Origin of the sequence: Rhizobium sp. IBUN, assembly GCF_000510625.1 — a bacterium.
Lineage (GTDB): Bacteria > Pseudomonadota > Alphaproteobacteria > Rhizobiales > Rhizobiaceae > Rhizobium > Rhizobium altiplani.
In genome coordinates this window covers 64,953-80,099 of sequence record NZ_AZNV01000022.1, presented here as the reverse complement: position 1 = coordinate 80,099, position 15,147 = coordinate 64,953, and the positions used below count along the sequence as shown (strand labels likewise).

At 61.0% G+C, this 15,147-nt stretch carries 18 protein-coding genes; 11 read left to right on the top strand and 7 right to left on the bottom strand.

What is annotated here, in order from left to right; all coding sequences use genetic code 11:
• Positions 1 to 19 precede the first annotated feature (19 nt).
• The 4 genes from RHIBUN_RS0119935 to ybgC form a co-directional block, all read right to left on the bottom strand.
• The gene (locus RHIBUN_RS0119935) at positions 20 to 1,150 is read right to left on the bottom strand and encodes a cell envelope integrity protein TolA (protein WP_025660915.1); all 1,131 of its coding nucleotides are present in this window, start codon (positions 1,148 to 1,150) and stop codon (positions 20 to 22) included.
• Between the two features lie 8 nt (positions 1,151 to 1,158).
• Entirely contained in the window at positions 1,159 to 1,614 is a 456-nt protein-coding gene (gene tolR, locus RHIBUN_RS0119930; RefSeq protein WP_025660914.1) for a protein TolR, read from the bottom strand.
• Positions 1,615 to 1,643: 29 nt separating this feature from the next.
• Positions 1,644 to 2,363 carry a protein TolQ gene (tolQ, locus tag RHIBUN_RS0119925; protein WP_016557208.1) on the bottom strand — a complete coding sequence of 240 codons (720 nt, stop codon included), beginning with the start codon at positions 2,361 to 2,363 and terminating at the stop codon, positions 1,644 to 1,646.
• Between the two features lie 441 nt (positions 2,364 to 2,804).
• Complete coding sequence (gene ybgC, locus RHIBUN_RS0119920; protein WP_025660913.1) at positions 2,805 to 3,269, bottom strand: tol-pal system-associated acyl-CoA thioesterase; 465 nt, start codon at positions 3,267 to 3,269, stop codon at positions 2,805 to 2,807.
• Between the two features lie 119 nt (positions 3,270 to 3,388).
• On the opposite strand from ybgC, the gene RHIBUN_RS0119915 reads away from it, so the two are divergent.
• The 7 genes from RHIBUN_RS0119915 to RHIBUN_RS0119885 all read left to right on the top strand — a co-directional run bounded on the left by RHIBUN_RS0119915 (position 3,389) and on the right by RHIBUN_RS0119885 (position 9,567).
• The gene (locus RHIBUN_RS0119915; RefSeq protein WP_025660912.1) at positions 3,389 to 4,609 is read left to right on the top strand and encodes an NAD-dependent epimerase/dehydratase family protein; all 1,221 of its coding nucleotides are present in this window, start codon (positions 3,389 to 3,391) and stop codon (positions 4,607 to 4,609) included.
• Positions 4,606 to 5,427 (top strand): glycosyltransferase, encoded by an 822-nt coding sequence (locus RHIBUN_RS0119910; protein WP_025660911.1) that lies wholly within the window; start codon positions 4,606 to 4,608, stop codon positions 5,425 to 5,427. Before RHIBUN_RS0119915 ends, RHIBUN_RS0119910 begins: the two co-directional genes overlap by 4 nt.
• Complete coding sequence (locus tag RHIBUN_RS0119905) at positions 5,424 to 6,308, top strand: NAD(P)-dependent oxidoreductase (RefSeq protein ID WP_025660910.1); 885 nt, start codon at positions 5,424 to 5,426, stop codon at positions 6,306 to 6,308. The genes RHIBUN_RS0119910 and RHIBUN_RS0119905 overlap by 4 nt, the downstream gene beginning before the upstream one ends.
• A 65-nt stretch (positions 6,309 to 6,373) precedes the next feature.
• Positions 6,374 to 7,105: a hypothetical protein gene (locus RHIBUN_RS0119900; RefSeq protein ID WP_025660909.1), complete on the top strand. Its 732-nt coding sequence runs from the start codon at positions 6,374 to 6,376 to the stop codon at positions 7,103 to 7,105.
• Between the two features lie 96 nt (positions 7,106 to 7,201).
• A complete protein-coding gene (locus tag RHIBUN_RS0119895) occupies positions 7,202 to 7,789 on the top strand; it encodes a 5-formyltetrahydrofolate cyclo-ligase (protein ID WP_025660908.1) in 588 nt (195 codons plus the stop codon).
• Between the two features lie 2 nt (positions 7,790 to 7,791).
• Positions 7,792 to 8,616, top strand: a complete 825-nt coding sequence (locus tag RHIBUN_RS0119890; protein WP_016557201.1) for a TIGR00282 family metallophosphoesterase — start codon at positions 7,792 to 7,794, stop codon at positions 8,614 to 8,616.
• A gap of 114 nt (positions 8,617 to 8,730) precedes the next feature.
• Positions 8,731 to 9,567, top strand: a complete 837-nt coding sequence (locus RHIBUN_RS0119885; RefSeq protein WP_025660907.1) for an MBL fold metallo-hydrolase — start codon at positions 8,731 to 8,733, stop codon at positions 9,565 to 9,567.
• A gap of 30 nt (positions 9,568 to 9,597) precedes the next feature.
• Here the strand turns inward: RHIBUN_RS0119885 and RHIBUN_RS0119880 are convergent, their stop codons facing one another.
• Positions 9,598 to 10,101, bottom strand: coding sequence for a pyridoxamine 5'-phosphate oxidase family protein (locus RHIBUN_RS0119880; protein WP_025660906.1), 504 nt, complete (start codon positions 10,099 to 10,101; stop codon positions 9,598 to 9,600).
• Between the two features lie 174 nt (positions 10,102 to 10,275).
• Between RHIBUN_RS0119880 and RHIBUN_RS0119875 the strand changes: the two genes are divergently transcribed.
• A complete protein-coding gene (locus RHIBUN_RS0119875; RefSeq protein WP_025660905.1) occupies positions 10,276 to 11,022 on the top strand; it encodes a YebC/PmpR family DNA-binding transcriptional regulator in 747 nt (248 codons plus the stop codon).
• 61 nt (positions 11,023 to 11,083) lie between these two features.
• Here RHIBUN_RS0119875 and RHIBUN_RS0119870 read toward each other — a convergent pair whose 3' ends face one another.
• Together RHIBUN_RS0119870 and RHIBUN_RS0119865 are read right to left on the bottom strand one after the other, a co-directional pair.
• Complete coding sequence (locus RHIBUN_RS0119870) at positions 11,084 to 11,905, bottom strand: anti-sigma factor (protein WP_025660904.1); 822 nt, start codon at positions 11,903 to 11,905, stop codon at positions 11,084 to 11,086.
• Entirely contained in the window at positions 11,902 to 12,732 is an 831-nt protein-coding gene (locus RHIBUN_RS0119865; protein ID WP_037217232.1) for a sigma-70 family RNA polymerase sigma factor, read from the bottom strand. The genes RHIBUN_RS0119870 and RHIBUN_RS0119865 overlap by 4 nt, the downstream gene beginning before the upstream one ends.
• Positions 12,733 to 12,948: 216 nt before the next feature.
• Here RHIBUN_RS0119865 and RHIBUN_RS0119860 point away from each other — a divergent pair, with 216 nt between their 5' ends.
• The 3 genes from RHIBUN_RS0119860 to RHIBUN_RS0119850 all read left to right on the top strand — a co-directional run bounded on the left by RHIBUN_RS0119860 (position 12,949) and on the right by RHIBUN_RS0119850 (position 15,146).
• Positions 12,949 to 13,923, top strand: coding sequence for an MBL fold metallo-hydrolase (locus tag RHIBUN_RS0119860; protein ID WP_018858839.1), 975 nt, complete (start codon positions 12,949 to 12,951; stop codon positions 13,921 to 13,923).
• Between the two features lie 21 nt (positions 13,924 to 13,944).
• The gene (locus RHIBUN_RS0119855) at positions 13,945 to 14,421 is read left to right on the top strand and encodes a tetratricopeptide repeat protein (protein WP_025660902.1); all 477 of its coding nucleotides are present in this window, start codon (positions 13,945 to 13,947) and stop codon (positions 14,419 to 14,421) included.
• Positions 14,422 to 14,651: 230 nt separating this feature from the next.
• The gene (locus RHIBUN_RS0119850) at positions 14,652 to 15,146 is read left to right on the top strand and encodes an invasion associated locus B family protein (protein WP_025660901.1); all 495 of its coding nucleotides are present in this window, start codon (positions 14,652 to 14,654) and stop codon (positions 15,144 to 15,146) included.
• The last annotated feature ends 1 nt before the right edge of the window (position 15,147 follow it).

Genomic DNA, 15,147 nt, shown 5'->3' with positions numbered 1-15,147 from the left:
GGACAAGCCTTTCAGCATTTTAAAGTGCTAGATCGCTGGGATCGAAGTTGACGATAACTTCGCCCCAGGCGTCATATTTGTCTTTCGGGAGATTGGTGAAGGGCGACGACTTCATCACGGCACGCTTGGCACCGCTTGCCAACGCCATGCGCGTCGCCTCGTTGGTGCCGCCAACCGCTTCGACCTCGGGTGAGCCGATGATGTTACCGTCAGGGTCCAGCTTCATGTGGACCTTGATGCGAACGTCGCTAGCACCTTCCATCCCCGGGATAACCGACCAGTTGCCGGCGATCGCGCTACGCAGCGCATCCATCTCGCTCATCGAGAGCTTGGAGCCACCGGTGGCCTTCTTGGCACCGAGCGAAGCAACCTCGGTCGAGCTTTTGGCTCCGCCATTCGACGGGTCCTGCTTGTTCAGCAGCGCCGCGATATCGTCGGCGTTGAAGTCGCTCTGCTTAGAGGAGGCGGACTTCGCTTTCTCCTGCTTCTTGTCGGCCTTCTTCTTGTCCGTCGGCTTTTCGTCCGCCTTCGCCTGATCCTCGGTCTTTTTCTCCGGGGGCTTTTCGGCCGACTTCTGTTCCGGCGGCTTGGCTTGCGGCTTCACGACCGGAGTCGGAACCTTGTCCGGCAGCGCCTCGGCGTCCGGCTTCGGTGGCTCCGGCTGTTCCTGTGGCGTTTCCTCAGGCTTTGGCGGCGTCGGCGGGGTGATTTCCGGCTTCGGCGGCGTAATGGACGCGACCTGCTTCGGCTCGACGTCCGTCTCCTCCTTCATTATCTCCTTCACCTCGTTGGGGACGGGATCATTCTGAGGAAGAGGCTTTTCGACGGCCTTGGGGGCAGCAGCGCTCTCGTTATTGCTGGGCTTGGCGTTCGGGACCGGCGGCGTCTTGAGGTCGACCTTGTTCTCGCCCATGTTCTCGGCGTTTTCGACATTGGTCGGCTTGGCCGTCGGCTTCGGCGCCGGCTTTTCACTCGGCTTGGCCGTCTTGTCGCCCTGCTGCATCTGCGTCATTTCTTCGACGGGCACGAGGTCGACGGGCATCGCCTCGAAATCCTCGACCTTGAACTGCTCCGGGGAGCCGATCGAGATCAGCGCCCAGGCAAGCAGTGCACAGTGCAGAGCCGCAGATGTGACGATACTGGCCTTCATAGCGTTCGCTATTGGTCCTTCTTCTGCTGCGTCACGAGGCCGATGTTCTTGTAGCCGGCACCCTGGATGCGAGCCATGACGTCGGCGATCACGCCATAGGGCGCGGTCGCGTCGCCGCGAACGAAGATGCGTTCATTGTAGCCCGTCGTTGCGATCGCCTCGAGCTTCGCGGCAATCTCTTCGACCGGGATCGGTGTTTCCTGCAGGAATACCTGGCCGTCGTTCTTCACCGAGATCGTGATCGGCTGCGTTTCGGAATTCAGCGCCTTGGCCTGTGTTTCCGGCAAGTCGACGGGCACGCCGACCGTCATCATCGGTGCTGCCACCATGAAGATGATCAAAAGCACCAGCATGACGTCGACGAGCGGCGTCACGTTGATTTCGGAGATGGCACCACCTCTGTGGCCACCGCGACGACGACCACCGCGACCACCGCCGCTACCGCCACCGCTTGGAGCACCCATACCCATATCGTTGACTCCGTTCCCGTCGATTACTGCGCGGCCTGGCGCGGCTGCAGTTTTTCGTCGATCTGGCGCGAAAGGATGGCGGAGAATTCATCCGCGAAGCCTTCCATACGGCCCGAAAGCTTGCCGGCGTCGGCAGTGAACTTGTTGTAGGCGATAACGGCCGGGATAGCGGCAACAAGGCCGATTGCGGTTGCAAGCAGCGCTTCGGCGATACCGGGAGCAACGACCGCGAGGTTCGTCGACTTCGAGCCGGCGATTGCCTGGAACGAGGTCATGATACCGACGACCGTACCGAAGAGGCCGATGAACGGGCCGGCCGAACCGATCGTTGCCAGCGAGCCGAGACGGGCGGAGAGAAATTCGGATTCACGCGCCAGCGTAACGTCCATGGCGCGGTCGATACGCATCTGCAGACCGATCGGGGAGCGCGCACCGCGCTCGAACGACTTCTTCCATTCGCGCATCGCCGCAACGAAGATCGCGGCAAGGCCGGTGTTGTTGCGCTCCGATAGCGTGCGATAGAGCTCTTCCAGCGACTGGCCCGACCAGAACACCTGCTCGAACTTCTCGAACTGGCGCCGTGCGCGACCATACGCCAGATACTTGTCGATGACGATCGCCCAGGTCCAGACCGAGGCTGCGATGAGCCCGAGCATGACCAGCTTGACGACGAGACCTGCCTGCATAAACAGCGACCAGAGGCTGACGTCGGCCGTTGCTGCTGCCAATCCTACTTGTTCCATTGATCCAAAATCCCCGAATCCAAACGCCCGGCACTTGACCGGGCGGCACAAAGTGATCTCGCAAGAAGTGTCTGGCGGCCGCCGCCCAAAGCCCTGGTCAAGCTTCCAAGCTCTTATCCGCCTTCCTTGCCGTCAAATTTGGTCAAAGGAAGGCGTGCACCGCACAAACTCTGACAATCCGAGTAAGACACTATTATGGTTAATAGTTCGTTAGCGCCGGATCATGACAGCGAAACTATCGGCGAAAGATGTATCCCTTGGATTACTTGGTCAGAACTAGGTCGATGACCACAACAGCGCTTATCTTCCAGCGCGCGAATTCCTTCACACAAAACTCATGTTTATGCAAGGTCGGAATCCCGCGTCTTTTCAGCGTTCGCGATCAACCCGGGCGAATCGCCGCACGCAAAAGGTGTTAATCGCACTGCTCGTTGCGAGGGCTCAAGGTCCGCGGAGCGGCTTGCTGCCTTCCAGGAATTTCGCCGCAAGAGTCTCCGGCAGTCGTCGCGGCCTTGCATTGGCGTTGATGACGGCGATGATCACCTTGGCGGCGATCAGCAGCGTTTCGCCGCGCCGGATTTCCTGATTGAGGACCATCTTGGCGCCGCCTGCTCTTTCGGTGTGGGTCAGCACCGTCAGGATGTCATCCATCCGTGCCGGCTGCTTGAAGTCGATCTCCATGCGATGGACGACGAAGACAAGTCCCTCCTCGTCCGCATTGATAAGCTCTCGTTGCTCGACGCCGAGGCACCGGAGGTAATCTGTGCGGCCGCGCTCGAGGAAGTGCAGGTAGCGGGCATGGTAGACGAGGCCGGAAAAATCCGTGTCCTCGTAGTAAACCCGCTGCAGGAGCCGGTGACCCGTTTCCGTGAGTTCACCCGAAATCGAAAAACCGTTGTCCGCCATAATTTTCTCCAAAGCCACGCGCCCTCTTTGGCGGAAGACTTTCCGCCTTGCAAGCATTGAACAATTGTCACGCTTCCTAAGTAATTTTTGACAGAGACATTCAAGCAGGAGACACCGCGATGAAGATTGCAGTGATGGGCGGGGACGGATTCATCGGCTGGCCGACATCATTGCATCTTTCGGACGCGGGGCATGAGATCCATATCCTCGACAATCTTTCGCGGCGGTGGATCGACACCGAACTCGGGGTCCAGTCGCTGACCCCGATGGACTCGATCCAGGAACGCACGCGCATCTGGCACGCCGAAACTGGCCGGCGCATTCATTTCAACCTGATCGACCTCGCCAAGGACTACGAGCTCCTGAAGAAGTGGCTCGCCGAGAACCGTCCGGATGCCGTCATTCACTTTGCCGAGCAGCGTGCCGCCCCCTACTCGATGAAGAGCGACCGGCACAAGAACTACACCGTCAACAACAACGTTAACGCCACCCATAACCTCCTGAATGCGCTTGTCGAACTCCAGCTCGACGCACATCTCATCCACCTCGGCACGATGGGCGTCTATGGCTATTCGACGGTCGGGGCGGCGATCCCCGAGGGGTATCTGCCCGTTGGCATCGAGACGGCGAGCGGCGAGACCGTCAGCCAGGAAATCCTCTATCCGTCCAATCCCGGCTCGATCTATCACATGACCAAATGCCTGGATCAGTTGCTTTTCCATTTCTACGCCAAGAACGACCGCCTGCGCATAACCGACCTGCACCAGGGAATCGTTTGGGGAACGCATACCGAGCAGACACGCCGGCACCCTCAACTCGTCAATCGCTTCGACTATGACGGCGACTACGGCACCGTGCTGAACCGCTTCCTCATCCAGGCGGCGATCGGCTATCCCCTAACCGTCCATGGCACCGGTGGCCAAACCCGCGCCTTCATCCATATCCAGGACTCGGTACGCTGCATCGAGCTTGCCTTGAACAACCCGCCTGCCCGCGGAGCCCGTGTCGAAATCTTCAACCAGATGACCGAAACGCATCGCGTGCGCGATCTCGCCGAAATGATCGCAAAGATGAGCGGCGCCGAAATCGCCTGGCTACCGAACCCGCGCAAGGAAGCACCGGAAAACGAACTCATCGTCAAGAACGAGAAATTTCGCCATCTCGGCCTCGATCCGATCACCCTCCAGGCAGGCCTTCTGAGCGAGATCGTCGATGTCGCCAAGAAATTTGCCTATCGCGTTGACCGGTCGCGCGTGCCTGCCGTTTCCGCTTGGACGAAGGACATTGCCGCCACGATCAACCATGATCCGGAAGGCAAGAGGCTGAAGTCCGTTTCATGAGTGAGCCCCGGCACGCCTATGTCACTCTCATCACCAACGACGATTACGCCAAGGGTGCCAAGGCGCTTGCAACATCCTTGCGCCGAACCGCTACCCCAGCGGTCATCGTCGTCCTCCATACCGCGGGCGTTGACCAAGCCAGCCTTGCCCCACTCCTAAAGCTCGACTGCCGCCTGGTGCCGGTCGAGCATCTGCCGCTGTCAGCGGAGTTCAATGAGCGTCATGCTCGATCCAATCTGCACGCCGCGGCTCCCTTCACGAAAGGACGCAAGCCGGCGTTTCACTCGCCGCTCGACAATTTCTGCAAGCTGCGCCTCTGGCAGCTGACCGAATACACCAGTTGCGTCTTCATCGATGCCGATGCGATCGTGTTGCACAACATCGACAAGCTCTTCCGCTATCCCGAGTTTTCGGCCGCCCCGAACGTCTATGAATCCCTCGAGGACTTCCAGCGGCTGAACTCCGGCGTCTTCGTCGCGCAACCGTCTGAAGACACATTCCAACGCATGCTGGAGCGACTGGATCAGCCGGGAGTGTTCTGGAAGCGGACGGACCAGACCTTCCTGCAGGAATTTTTCCCGGATTGGCACGGCCTGCCGATCTATTTCAACATGCTCCAATATGTCTGGTTTACCATGCCCCAGCTTTGGGATTGGCACAGTATTTCCGTCCTGCACTACCAGTATGAGAAGCCGTGGGAGACGAATCATCCGAAGGTCGATAAACTGCGGCCGCTGATCGACCTTTGGCATGCATTCTATGCCGGCGATGACCTGCCGGATCTATCGACCATGGCGAACCCGGAAGAGGCAGCATGAAGGTATTGGTATCGGGGGGAACAGGTCTCGTCGGGCGCTATATCGTCGAAGAACTGCTCGCCGCCGGCTATACCGTGATCATCGGCGGCCGCCACGCTCCCCTGCCCCGCTTCTTTTCGAGACCGGTTGAGTTCGCCCCGCTCTCGCTCGATCCTGCGCACGATTATATCGAAGCCTTCGAGGACGCCTATTTCTTCGTGCACGCCGCCTTCCACCACCCGCCCGGCAAATACCGCGGCGGCGAGGGCGACGACCCGGAGACGTTCAAGCGCTTCAACCTCGACGGCAGCGTCCGGCTTTTCGAAGCAGCCAAACGCGCCGGCACGCGCCGCTGCGTTTTCATTTCCAGCCGCGCCGCCTACGGAGAGCATGCACCGGGAACCACGCTGAAAGAGGGCATGCCTGACAAGCCCGAGACCCTCTACGGCCAGGTCAAGCTTGATGCCGAGCGCAGTCTCGCACACCTCGCGTCGCCCGGCTTCGCGACGGCCAGCCTCCGATTGACCGGCGTCTATGGCGACCTCCGACCGAACAAATGGGACAGACTGATCGAAGATTACCTAGCCGGCCGCCACCTGCGATCACGCGCCGGAACCGAGGTCCACGGAAGAGATGTCGGCAAGGCCGTACGGCTGATGCTGGAAGCGGACGCCACGCGTATCTCCGGCGAGACCTTCAACGTCTCCGATATCACGCTGGATACCTGGGACATCCTGGAACACATTCGCTGGGAGCGCGATTGCGTGAACAGGCTCCCGCTTCCCGCCGACAAGGCGCAGCTTACGCCGATGGACACGGCGAAGATCCGTGCTCTCGGTTGGTCGCCTGGCGGCATGCCGCTGTTCAATCAAACGATCCATGCGCTCGCTACGCTTGCATAGGCGGCACAGGCCCACGCAAGCGTGAAGTTGCAGACTGCACCGGATAGTGCAATCCGGAGAATAGTATGCAAGTCGGTTCCGCATCAGCGCTCAACATCCTGCGCAACACCTATTCCGCCCACAATCTCAATATGTCGGCCGACAGCACCAGCGCGCGCCTGAAGATATTGCAGAATGCGGCAAAGGCACAGGAAAGCCTGCGCGAGAGCATGGCCACCTCGGCCGAAGCGGCGAAGGCCAGAGCGGCGCGCAAGCTTGAGGAAGCCAAGCAGCAACTCGAAATGCTGAAGAGCGGGGGCTACCCGCCGGAGCTCGTCGCCCGGCTTGCGGCCGAACTTGCCCACAAGATCAGCGCCGCTGCGGCGGAATTTGCCTCGGCTGTTGCGGCCAGTGCAACAAACATCGCTTCCACAGCCAATGCCTCTGCGGCAACGGCCGATACCGGAGCGGCGTCGGCAGATGCCGCAACCGATACATCAGCCACAGACGCGGCCACGGCATCGGACAGCTCCGACGCGAGCGCCGCCCAAGCGGACGAACCCGACGGCGCAACTGCGGCGCGCAACGCCTACCAGAGCGTCGTCGAAGACGGACAGCAGGCGTCCGCCGGCATCTCCACCGAAGACCGCAAGACAATGGAAGAGTTCAAGGCCATCCTGCAGGAGGTTCGGCAGCTCATGGACAAGGCGATGCGCGACTTGCGCGCAAGAACCGGCCAGCAGGCATCATGCGTGAACGCCTACTCGTTTGAGGCACAGGCCGACGCCTCAGCCATACCGACCAGCATCACGATTTGATCCGATTGGCTAAGGCGGGCGGTCAAAGGTCGCATTGTCCCGTTGAAATGATCGGCAGGACCGTTATCGTCTGCTGAAAAAAGCGCGATGGACCGTATGACCCCGAAAGAAATGAAAGCCGAAATGCGTGCCGGCCGGCTTGCACTGCGCGACGCCATCCCAGAGGCCACGCGCATCGAGATGAGCCTGGCCATGGCCGAGCATGCCGGCGAGGCCGTCGCCTTCGATCCGGGCACTGTCGTCTCCGGCTTCCTGCCGATCCGCTCGGAGGCCGACATCCGGCCGCTTCTGGCGCGGTTCCAGGCGCGCGGAGCACGGCTTTGCGTGCCCGCCATCCTCGACAAGCAGACAATCGTGTTTCGCGAACTCGTGCGCGGTGTCCCTTTGGTCAGCACAGGCTTCGGCACCTCGGGACCGCCGGCGGACGCCGCCGTGCTCGATCCCGAAATCATGCTGGTTCCCCTCTCCGCCTTCGACAATCGCGGCCACCGCATCGGTTACGGTGCCGGCTATTATGACCGCGCCATCGACCGTTTGCGGCAAAAAGGCCTGCATCCCAAGCTGATCGGCATTGCATTCGACTGCCAGGAAGTGGCACATGTGCCCGACGAGCCGCACGATGTCAGCCTGGACGCCCTTCTGACGGAAAGCGGGCTGCGCTTTTTTGCCTCTTGGATTGGATAGCAATGCGACTGCTTTTTCTGGGTGACATGGTGGGTAAGACCGGACGCACCGCCGTCTGGAACCGCCTCCCCGGCCTCATTTCTGACCTGAAGCTCGATTTCGTCGTCGTCAACGGCGAGAACGCCGCCGGCGGTTTTGGCATCACCGAGGATATCTTCCTCGAGACGATAAACGCCGGCGCCGATGTCGTCACGACGGGCAACCACGTCTGGGATCAGAAGGAAGCGGTCGCATTTGCCGGGCGTCACGACCAGTTCCTGCGACCGGCCAACTATCCGCAGGGCACGCCGGGCCGCGGCTCGGGGCTGTTCTACGCCCGCAACGGTGCACGCGTGCTGGTCGCAAATGTCATGGGTCGCGTCTTCATGCATCCCGAACTCGACGATCCCTTCAAGTCTGCAGAAGCGATCCTCGATGCCTGCCCGCTGAAGGAACAGGCCGATGCGATCATCTTCGACTTCCATGCCGAAGCGACAAGCGAGAAGCAGTGCTTCGGTCATTTCGTCGACGGCCGCGCCAGCTTCGTCGTCGGCACCCACACACATGTGCCGACCGCCGACCACCAGATCCTGAACGGTGGTACCGCCTACATGTCGGATGCCGGCATGTGCGGCGACTACGACTCCTCGCTCGGCATGGATAAGGAGGAGCCGCTGAACCGGTTCATCTCCAAGATGCCGAAGGGCCGCATGGAAGCAGCGACCGGCCCTGCCACCATCTGCGGTGTCGGCGTCGAGATCTCCGATGCGACCGGCCTGGCTGAAAAGATCGCTCCGCTGCGTCTCGGTCCCCGGCTTGCCGAGACTATTCCGGAGTTCTGGCGCTAGAGCCTTTCCCGCCATGACGCAAACGTGAGAAGCGACTCCGGATTTCAACTGGACCGCTGCTGCGCCTTGCCGCATCCTCCCGAGCCTGTCCGTGAGAGCGCTGGAGGAAGTGGCATGAAGCCGCGTTTTCTTGTTTTCGCAATCGCCTGCCTGATGGTCCTGGTTGCCGCGGAAGCCGCCGCCGCTCAGGAGGAACAGCGAAACGTCAGCCAGTGCCAGGCCATCGCCCAATCGATCCCGCAAGCGACCTTTGCCAGCTTCACGGGCTCGGCACCGATCATCGATGCCACCGCCACCGACCAATCGGTTGCGCTGACCTACATCGGGCACTCCACCTTCCTCATTGAAACGCCAGGTGGCGTAACGATCGCGACCGATTACAGCGGCTGGTACTCGCCGCCACAGGCGCCAATGGTCGTCACCATGAACCGCGCCCATTCCTCGCACTATACGCTGGTGACCGACCCGGCCATCAAATATGTACTGCATGGATGGAGCGACGTCCCGGGCGAAAAGGCCAAGATCAACCTCGTGGTCGGAGACACCTACATCCGCAACGTCACAACCGATATCAGGGGCGGCTTAGGCGCGCCGCAGCAAGATGGGAACTCGATCTTCATCTTCGAGGTTGCCGGTCTCTGCATCGGTCATCTCGGCCATCTGCATTACGAACTGACGGAGGCCCACTACACGGACATCGGCCGGCTGGATGTCGTGATGGTGCCGGTGGATGGTGGGCTGACGATGGGTTCCGACAGCATGAGCCGCGTCATCAAGCGCCTGCGCGCCTCGCTGATCCTGCCGATGCATCAGCCGCGCCCACTGCAAAGCTTCCTGTCGATGTTCGGACCCGATTTCGACATCAGCTACGCGCCGACGAACACGATCTCCGTCTCGCTGCGCACCTTGCCGAAAAAGCCGCTGATCTATGTCGCGAAGGGCATGCAGTAAAAGACCCGGACTGCGCCGGGCCTATTCTTCTCAGGCGAACTGCAAGTGCTGCCTGATGCCGACATCGGGCATCTTGTCATCGTCGAGGTTGGCCTTGGCGATCTCCCAGCCGAACTTCAGCTTATTGCCTGTCGAAACCCAGATCTCGGCGTCGTCGACATGCATGGCGAGCATCGTGAGCTTCGGATCCTTCTTGCCGTCGTCATACCAGGCGGCGACGAGCGAGTTCCAATACTCGTCTACCTTTGACGGGTCGGGCCGCACCTCGATCTTGCCGGCAAGGCAGGCATGGTAGTCGTGATCCTTGCCGACTACACAGAAATGCGCCCGAGTCCCCGGCTTGATCGCACGTACGATCGCCGCATCGGATTTCGTATAGAACCAGATCGTGTTGGTCTTCGGATCGGCGTTCGGCGCCATCGGCTGCATGTGCATGTCGGCCCCGTCCACGCCGAGCATGCCGGCATGAATGTCGTTCACCTGGTCCCAGAGCTGGCGTGCCGGGTGTTCCCGCGCCTCGTTGAAACTAGCCATAGCACTTCCTTCCATTTCGAGGGTCCGTGGGTGAAACGTCAACTTGCTGGGGTTTGTTCCGCCATTCCGGATACACGGGCGACCGGCGCGACAGAGCCGTTTTCCCTTGAATGCGGCCAATTTCGCTCTTATAAGGCGGCCCATTCCTACCAATACGACGTGAACAGGGGTGCCATGGCTGGCCATTCACAGTTTAAAAACATCATGCATCGCAAGGGCCGTCAGGATGCCGTGCGATCGAAAATGTTCTCCAAGCTCGCACGTGAAATCACGGTTGCGGCCAAGGCCGGTCTGCCCGACCCTTCGATGAACGCCCGCCTGCGTCTGGCGATCCAGAACGCCAAGGCGCAATCCATGCCAAAGGACAATATCGACCGCGCCATCAAGAAGGCCTCCGGTGCCGACGGCGAGAACTACGATGAAGTCCGTTATGAGGGTTACGGCCCGGGCGGCACGGCGATCATCGTCGAGGCGCTGACCGACAACCGCAACCGCACCGCCTCCAACGTCCGCTCGATCTTTACGAAGGCCGGCGGTGCACTTGGAGAAACCGGCTCGGTTTCCTTCTCTTTCGACCACGTCGGCGAGATCACCTACAAGCTGTCCGCTGGCGATGCCGACAAGATGATGGAAGCGGCGATCGAAGCCGGTGCCGACGACGTCGAGACCGACGAAGAAGGCCACTACATCACCTGCGCCTTTGAATCCCTCGGCGAAGTCGCCAAGGCCCTCGAAGGCTCGCTCGGTGAAGCCGAAACCGTCAAGGCGGTCTGGCGCGCCCAGAACAACGTGCCCGTCGACGAAGAACGTGCCCAGTCGCTGCTGAAGCTGATCGACAGCCTGGAAGACGATGACGATGTCCAGAACGTCTACTCGAATTTCGAAGTCGACGAAGAGGTTCTGGCCAAGCTTTCGGCCTGAGACCTGCAAGGAAGCATCATGTTATCGCGCCGGCCGGATTGTTCCCGCCGGCGCTTTCGTTTCAAGGACGCTCTTCCTCGGGCGCCAAGCCGGCCTGCGCTATAAAATTCTTGCGGAATGCGGCAAGATCTTCGGCGCTGGCATCGGTTATCGCCCAGAACACCAGCCCGCCGCTCGACCATCGACTAATATTGTATCCCTCGCGTTCCGCACTGCCCGGTGCCGTCGACGTACCCGGCCATATAAAGAGATTAATCACGTGTCCGCGGAGCCGATAGATCAGAGCCGCGACGACCCGTCCGCCAACGTAGTCGACCCTGCCCCCGATCAGGGGAAGCCCCTGGGCCGCGAGATCGACGACTGGCGGAGAGAAGTCGATCTTGCCGTTGAACCAGGGCTTGACGGTGTGTCGATCCGAGGTCTGCACATCAGCCAGGTGATCGGCAAGCAGCGAGCGGACATGGCTGGCGACGATCTGATCTTGGATATCTATCCCACGCGGCAGATTGACGAACAGGAAGAGACTTGCGGCCAGCGCAGCAAGCGACGGCACAAGGCTCCATTGCCGGATGAACGCGAAGATCCGCGGCCAGATGCCGTTTTCGGCCGCAGCCGCCTTCTCCGGATCCACGGTGGCGGCAGTCTCGAGGGACAGGCTACTTAGGACCCGAGAACGCACTTCTTCCGGCGCGCGCCATTTGACCCCGTTTCCACCGATGACCTTCCGCATGGCAGTCACCCTTGCCAGCGCGGCGCTGCAGGAGACGCAACCGGCAAGATGCGCCTCGAATTGCGCCGAATGGACCGAATCGAGCTCACCGTCGACGAAACCGTGCAGCATGTCGCTCCATTCGGGACAGGCTCTATGGCTTTCATCGCTCATGGCGCCACCCCGCTCTTTTCCAGGGCCAGCCAGGCTTTGCCGAACTCCTCCCGTGCCCGCGCGAGCCTGGACATGACGGTGCCGATCGGCGCGTCGATGATTTCGGCGATCTGCCGATAGGACAGGCTCTCGAGTTCCCGCAGCACCAGCACCTCCCGCATCGGGTCGGAAAGATCGCCGATGACCCGCCGTACGCGCTCGGACTCGCTCTTGCGGATCACGGACGCTTCCGGCGTGTCGTCGTCGGACGCGATCTGGCAAGTCGCGATATCCGCTTCACCGGTCGAGACGTCCTCGGCCATCGGCACTTCGAAATGCGCCTTCCGGCGGCCGTCGAGTAGCCAGGCGCGGTAGCAATTTCTGACGATCGAAAACATCCAGGCGCGCGGATCGCCGCCGCGATAGCCTTCGAAGCTCCGATAGGCGCGCAGGAAGGCTTCCTGGACGATATCTCCAGCAGCATCGCGATCGCGACTGAGGAAGCGGGCGAAATTGTAGGCGTCGTCCAGCTGCGGAAGGATGGCCTTCTGGAAGCGTTGCATCGTTTCGGCCGATGCGGCAGGCGTCCTCATCGTGGCCGCTTGCGGGTCGAGCAGCGGCCGCGTCATCGCCAACGACATGCCGATCATGGCGGAGAGGGCTTTCAGAAGGCGAGCCGCCATCCGCCCGGTACCGGCAATCGCCCGATCGGCACCTAATGGCGTGCGCTGGCATTCGAATGAAAGGAAATCCGCGATCTCAGCCTCTGTCATCGTCTTCCCCGGGTTCGGCCGACCGCATCGGATCGCCCTTATGCCTTCCGCAAGATAGATCGCCCTGACCGTCATTTTATTCCGTCCCGGCGCGATTTTTTTCGAGGAAAAGCGTTCACGGGAAGGGTTCTGGATGCCGTCGCGAAAAATCTCCCATCGGTTTCATCGGCTTAGGAAGATTGCCCGGCATGCCGGGAATAACTGCCGGCCGGCCTCGATCTTGTCTGGCAGCGGCGGCACCCATTGTCGTGTTGCCGCTGCATCATAGCACCCGACAAGAGGAGACTTGCGATGTTCACCATGACACGCCGTACCGTTCTCGGCACCGCCGCCGCGGGCGCCGCCTTCGGCCTTGCCTCGAAACTGGAATTCGTTTCACCGGTCTTTGCCGAAACGCCCGACGAGCCGAGCGTCGGCTTCTACAGATATAGGGTCGGATCGGTCGAGGTCACCGCCATCTATGACGGTATCTGGCGAAAGCCGCACGACCCAGGCTTCATCAAGAACGCCTCAATCGAAGACACCAAGGAGGCGCTTGCCAAGGCCGGCCTGCCGACCGGTTTCATGCCGATCCCCCTCACCGTCGTCGTCCTCAAGATGGGCGACCGGCTGATCATGATGGATGCCGGATCGGGCGTCGGCCAGTGGCAGGCGAATGCGACGCACCTACCCGCCAACATGGCGGCGGCGGGCATCGACTACAGGAAGATCAACACGGTCATGCTCTCACATTTCCATCCGGACCACGTCTGGGGCCTGATGGACAAGGGCACCAATGCGGCCGTCTTTCCCGATGCCGAACTGATCGTCAACGCAGCCGAGTATAGCTGGTGGACGGAGTCTGGCCGCGTCGAAAAGCTTGCGGAAAGCCGTAAGGCCGCCGGCCAGCGCATCGCCAATGTTTTCCCGAAATGGCAGAACTGGAAACTCGTCGAGGACGGCGCCGAGGTAGCGCCCGGCATCCGCATGATATCAGCGCCGGGACATACGCCCGGCCACTCCGTCTATCTCGTCGACGGCGGAAACGAACAGCTGATGGTGTCGGCCGACATCATGTACGTGCCGGCCTTGCTCGCCCCGCATCCGGAATGGCAGGGCGCCTACGACCAGGACGGGCCGATGGCGATCGAGACGCGCCGCAAGCTGATCGACCGCGTCATCGCAGACAAGATCGCGATCTGCGGCTCGCATTTTCCGTTCCCGGGCTCCGGCACCTTCGTCAAGGACGGCAACGTCTACGGCTTCACCCCCAAGATCCAGGCATGAGAAACTGAAGGAGAAACGATCATGAAGAGACATGTTCTGGCAGGCACGATCGCCTTGATCGCGGCAACCGCTGCCCTTCCCGCGATCCAAGCCGTTCCGGCCTTCGCCATCGACAATATCGAACCCACCAATGCGCCAGATTTGACGTCGGTGCGCGCCAAGATCGCTGCCGGGGATTATCAGGGGGCGCGGGACGAGCTTCGCGGCCTTGCCGAGGATACGCAGCAGGCAGACGTCTACAATCTGCTTGGCTTTACCCTGCGCAAGACCGGAGACTACCGGACCTCGCTGACCTATTACACCAAGGCGCTGGAGCTCGAGCCCGACCACAAGGCCGCCCGCGAATATCTGGGCGAACTCTACGTCGAGACCGGCGACATGGCCAAGGCGAACGACCAGCTCGCACGACTGACGACGCTTTGCCCAAACGGCTGCGAGGAGCGTGACGATCTTGCCAAGGCGATCGCTCAGAAGACGGTGCGGCAGACAGGCAACTGACATCCGGAACATCAGGCGAAGAGGGGCCTTGGGCCTGCGGGCCGGCCATGGAAGACATGACCGGCCTTTCGTTTTGGCCGTCCATTCACATCAGGTGATCGATCGGTCACACGTTCGTTACCCCCAGCCCGCCGTTAAGGTCTCGGTAACCCTCGCCGACTTGAATGCGCCGCGTTCGCTCCAGCCGGTCTGTTCCAAGACCAGCGTCTCTCACACTTTCGGCGGGGAAAATGCCCATGAAAAGAATAGCTCTCGTACTCTCCTTCACTCTTGCCGGTGCAATTGCCGCCCATGCGCAGCCGACAATGGTCAAGCAGTTCGAGGACTGGGGCGTCTATTCCTACAGCAAGGGCGGCGAGACGGTGTGCTATTTGCTGACAGTGCCGACAAGCAAGCAACCGGCAAGCGTCGATCATGGCAGCAATTACTTCGTGATCGGTCGGGCGCCGGGCGCCGGATATGAGCCGCAAGCGATCATGGGCTACGAACTGAAGCCCGGCTCCCGGGCCAAGATCGCAATCGGCGACAAGACGTTTACGATGTTCACCAGGGGCAAGTCCGCCTGGGTGCTTGAAGAATCGCGCGAGCATGACGTCATCAGCGCCATGCGCTCCGGTAGCGACATGACGGTCGAAGCGGTCTCCCAGCGCGGCACGGCGACCACCTATACTTATTCCCTAAACGGGGTGACCGCTGCCCTGAAGCGCATGGCATCCTGCAACTAGG

What these genes read in the sequence shown, in the direction of transcription:
- RHIBUN_RS0119935 (WP_025660915.1), bottom strand. Translation starts at nt 1,150, where the DNA reads ATGAAGGCCAGTATCGTCACATCTGCGGCTCTGCACTGTGCACTGCTT.
- tolR (WP_025660914.1), bottom strand. Translation starts at nt 1,614, where the DNA reads ATGGGTGCTCCAAGCGGTGGCGGTAGCGGCGGTGGTCGCGGTGGTCGT.
- tolQ (WP_016557208.1), bottom strand. Translation starts at nt 2,363, where the DNA reads ATGGAACAAGTAGGATTGGCAGCAGCAACGGCCGACGTCAGCCTCTGG.
- ybgC (WP_025660913.1), bottom strand. Translation starts at nt 3,269, where the DNA reads ATGGCGGACAACGGTTTTTCGATTTCGGGTGAACTCACGGAAACGGGT.
- RHIBUN_RS0119915 (WP_025660912.1), top strand. Translation starts at nt 3,389, where the DNA reads ATGAAGATTGCAGTGATGGGCGGGGACGGATTCATCGGCTGGCCGACA.
- RHIBUN_RS0119910 (WP_025660911.1), top strand. Translation starts at nt 4,606, where the DNA reads ATGAGTGAGCCCCGGCACGCCTATGTCACTCTCATCACCAACGACGAT.
- RHIBUN_RS0119905 (WP_025660910.1), top strand. Translation starts at nt 5,424, where the DNA reads ATGAAGGTATTGGTATCGGGGGGAACAGGTCTCGTCGGGCGCTATATC.
- RHIBUN_RS0119900 (WP_025660909.1), top strand. Translation starts at nt 6,374, where the DNA reads ATGCAAGTCGGTTCCGCATCAGCGCTCAACATCCTGCGCAACACCTAT.
- RHIBUN_RS0119895 (WP_025660908.1), top strand. Translation starts at nt 7,202, where the DNA reads ATGACCCCGAAAGAAATGAAAGCCGAAATGCGTGCCGGCCGGCTTGCA.
- RHIBUN_RS0119890 (WP_016557201.1), top strand. Translation starts at nt 7,792, where the DNA reads ATGCGACTGCTTTTTCTGGGTGACATGGTGGGTAAGACCGGACGCACC.
- RHIBUN_RS0119885 (WP_025660907.1), top strand. Translation starts at nt 8,731, where the DNA reads ATGAAGCCGCGTTTTCTTGTTTTCGCAATCGCCTGCCTGATGGTCCTG.
- RHIBUN_RS0119880 (WP_025660906.1), bottom strand. Translation starts at nt 10,101, where the DNA reads ATGGCTAGTTTCAACGAGGCGCGGGAACACCCGGCACGCCAGCTCTGG.
- RHIBUN_RS0119875 (WP_025660905.1), top strand. Translation starts at nt 10,276, where the DNA reads ATGGCTGGCCATTCACAGTTTAAAAACATCATGCATCGCAAGGGCCGT.
- RHIBUN_RS0119870 (WP_025660904.1), bottom strand. Translation starts at nt 11,905, where the DNA reads ATGAGCGATGAAAGCCATAGAGCCTGTCCCGAATGGAGCGACATGCTG.
- RHIBUN_RS0119865 (WP_037217232.1), bottom strand. Translation starts at nt 12,732, where the DNA reads ATGACGGTCAGGGCGATCTATCTTGCGGAAGGCATAAGGGCGATCCGA.
- RHIBUN_RS0119860 (WP_018858839.1), top strand. Translation starts at nt 12,949, where the DNA reads ATGTTCACCATGACACGCCGTACCGTTCTCGGCACCGCCGCCGCGGGC.
- RHIBUN_RS0119855 (WP_025660902.1), top strand. Translation starts at nt 13,945, where the DNA reads ATGAAGAGACATGTTCTGGCAGGCACGATCGCCTTGATCGCGGCAACC.
- RHIBUN_RS0119850 (WP_025660901.1), top strand. Translation starts at nt 14,652, where the DNA reads ATGCCCATGAAAAGAATAGCTCTCGTACTCTCCTTCACTCTTGCCGGT.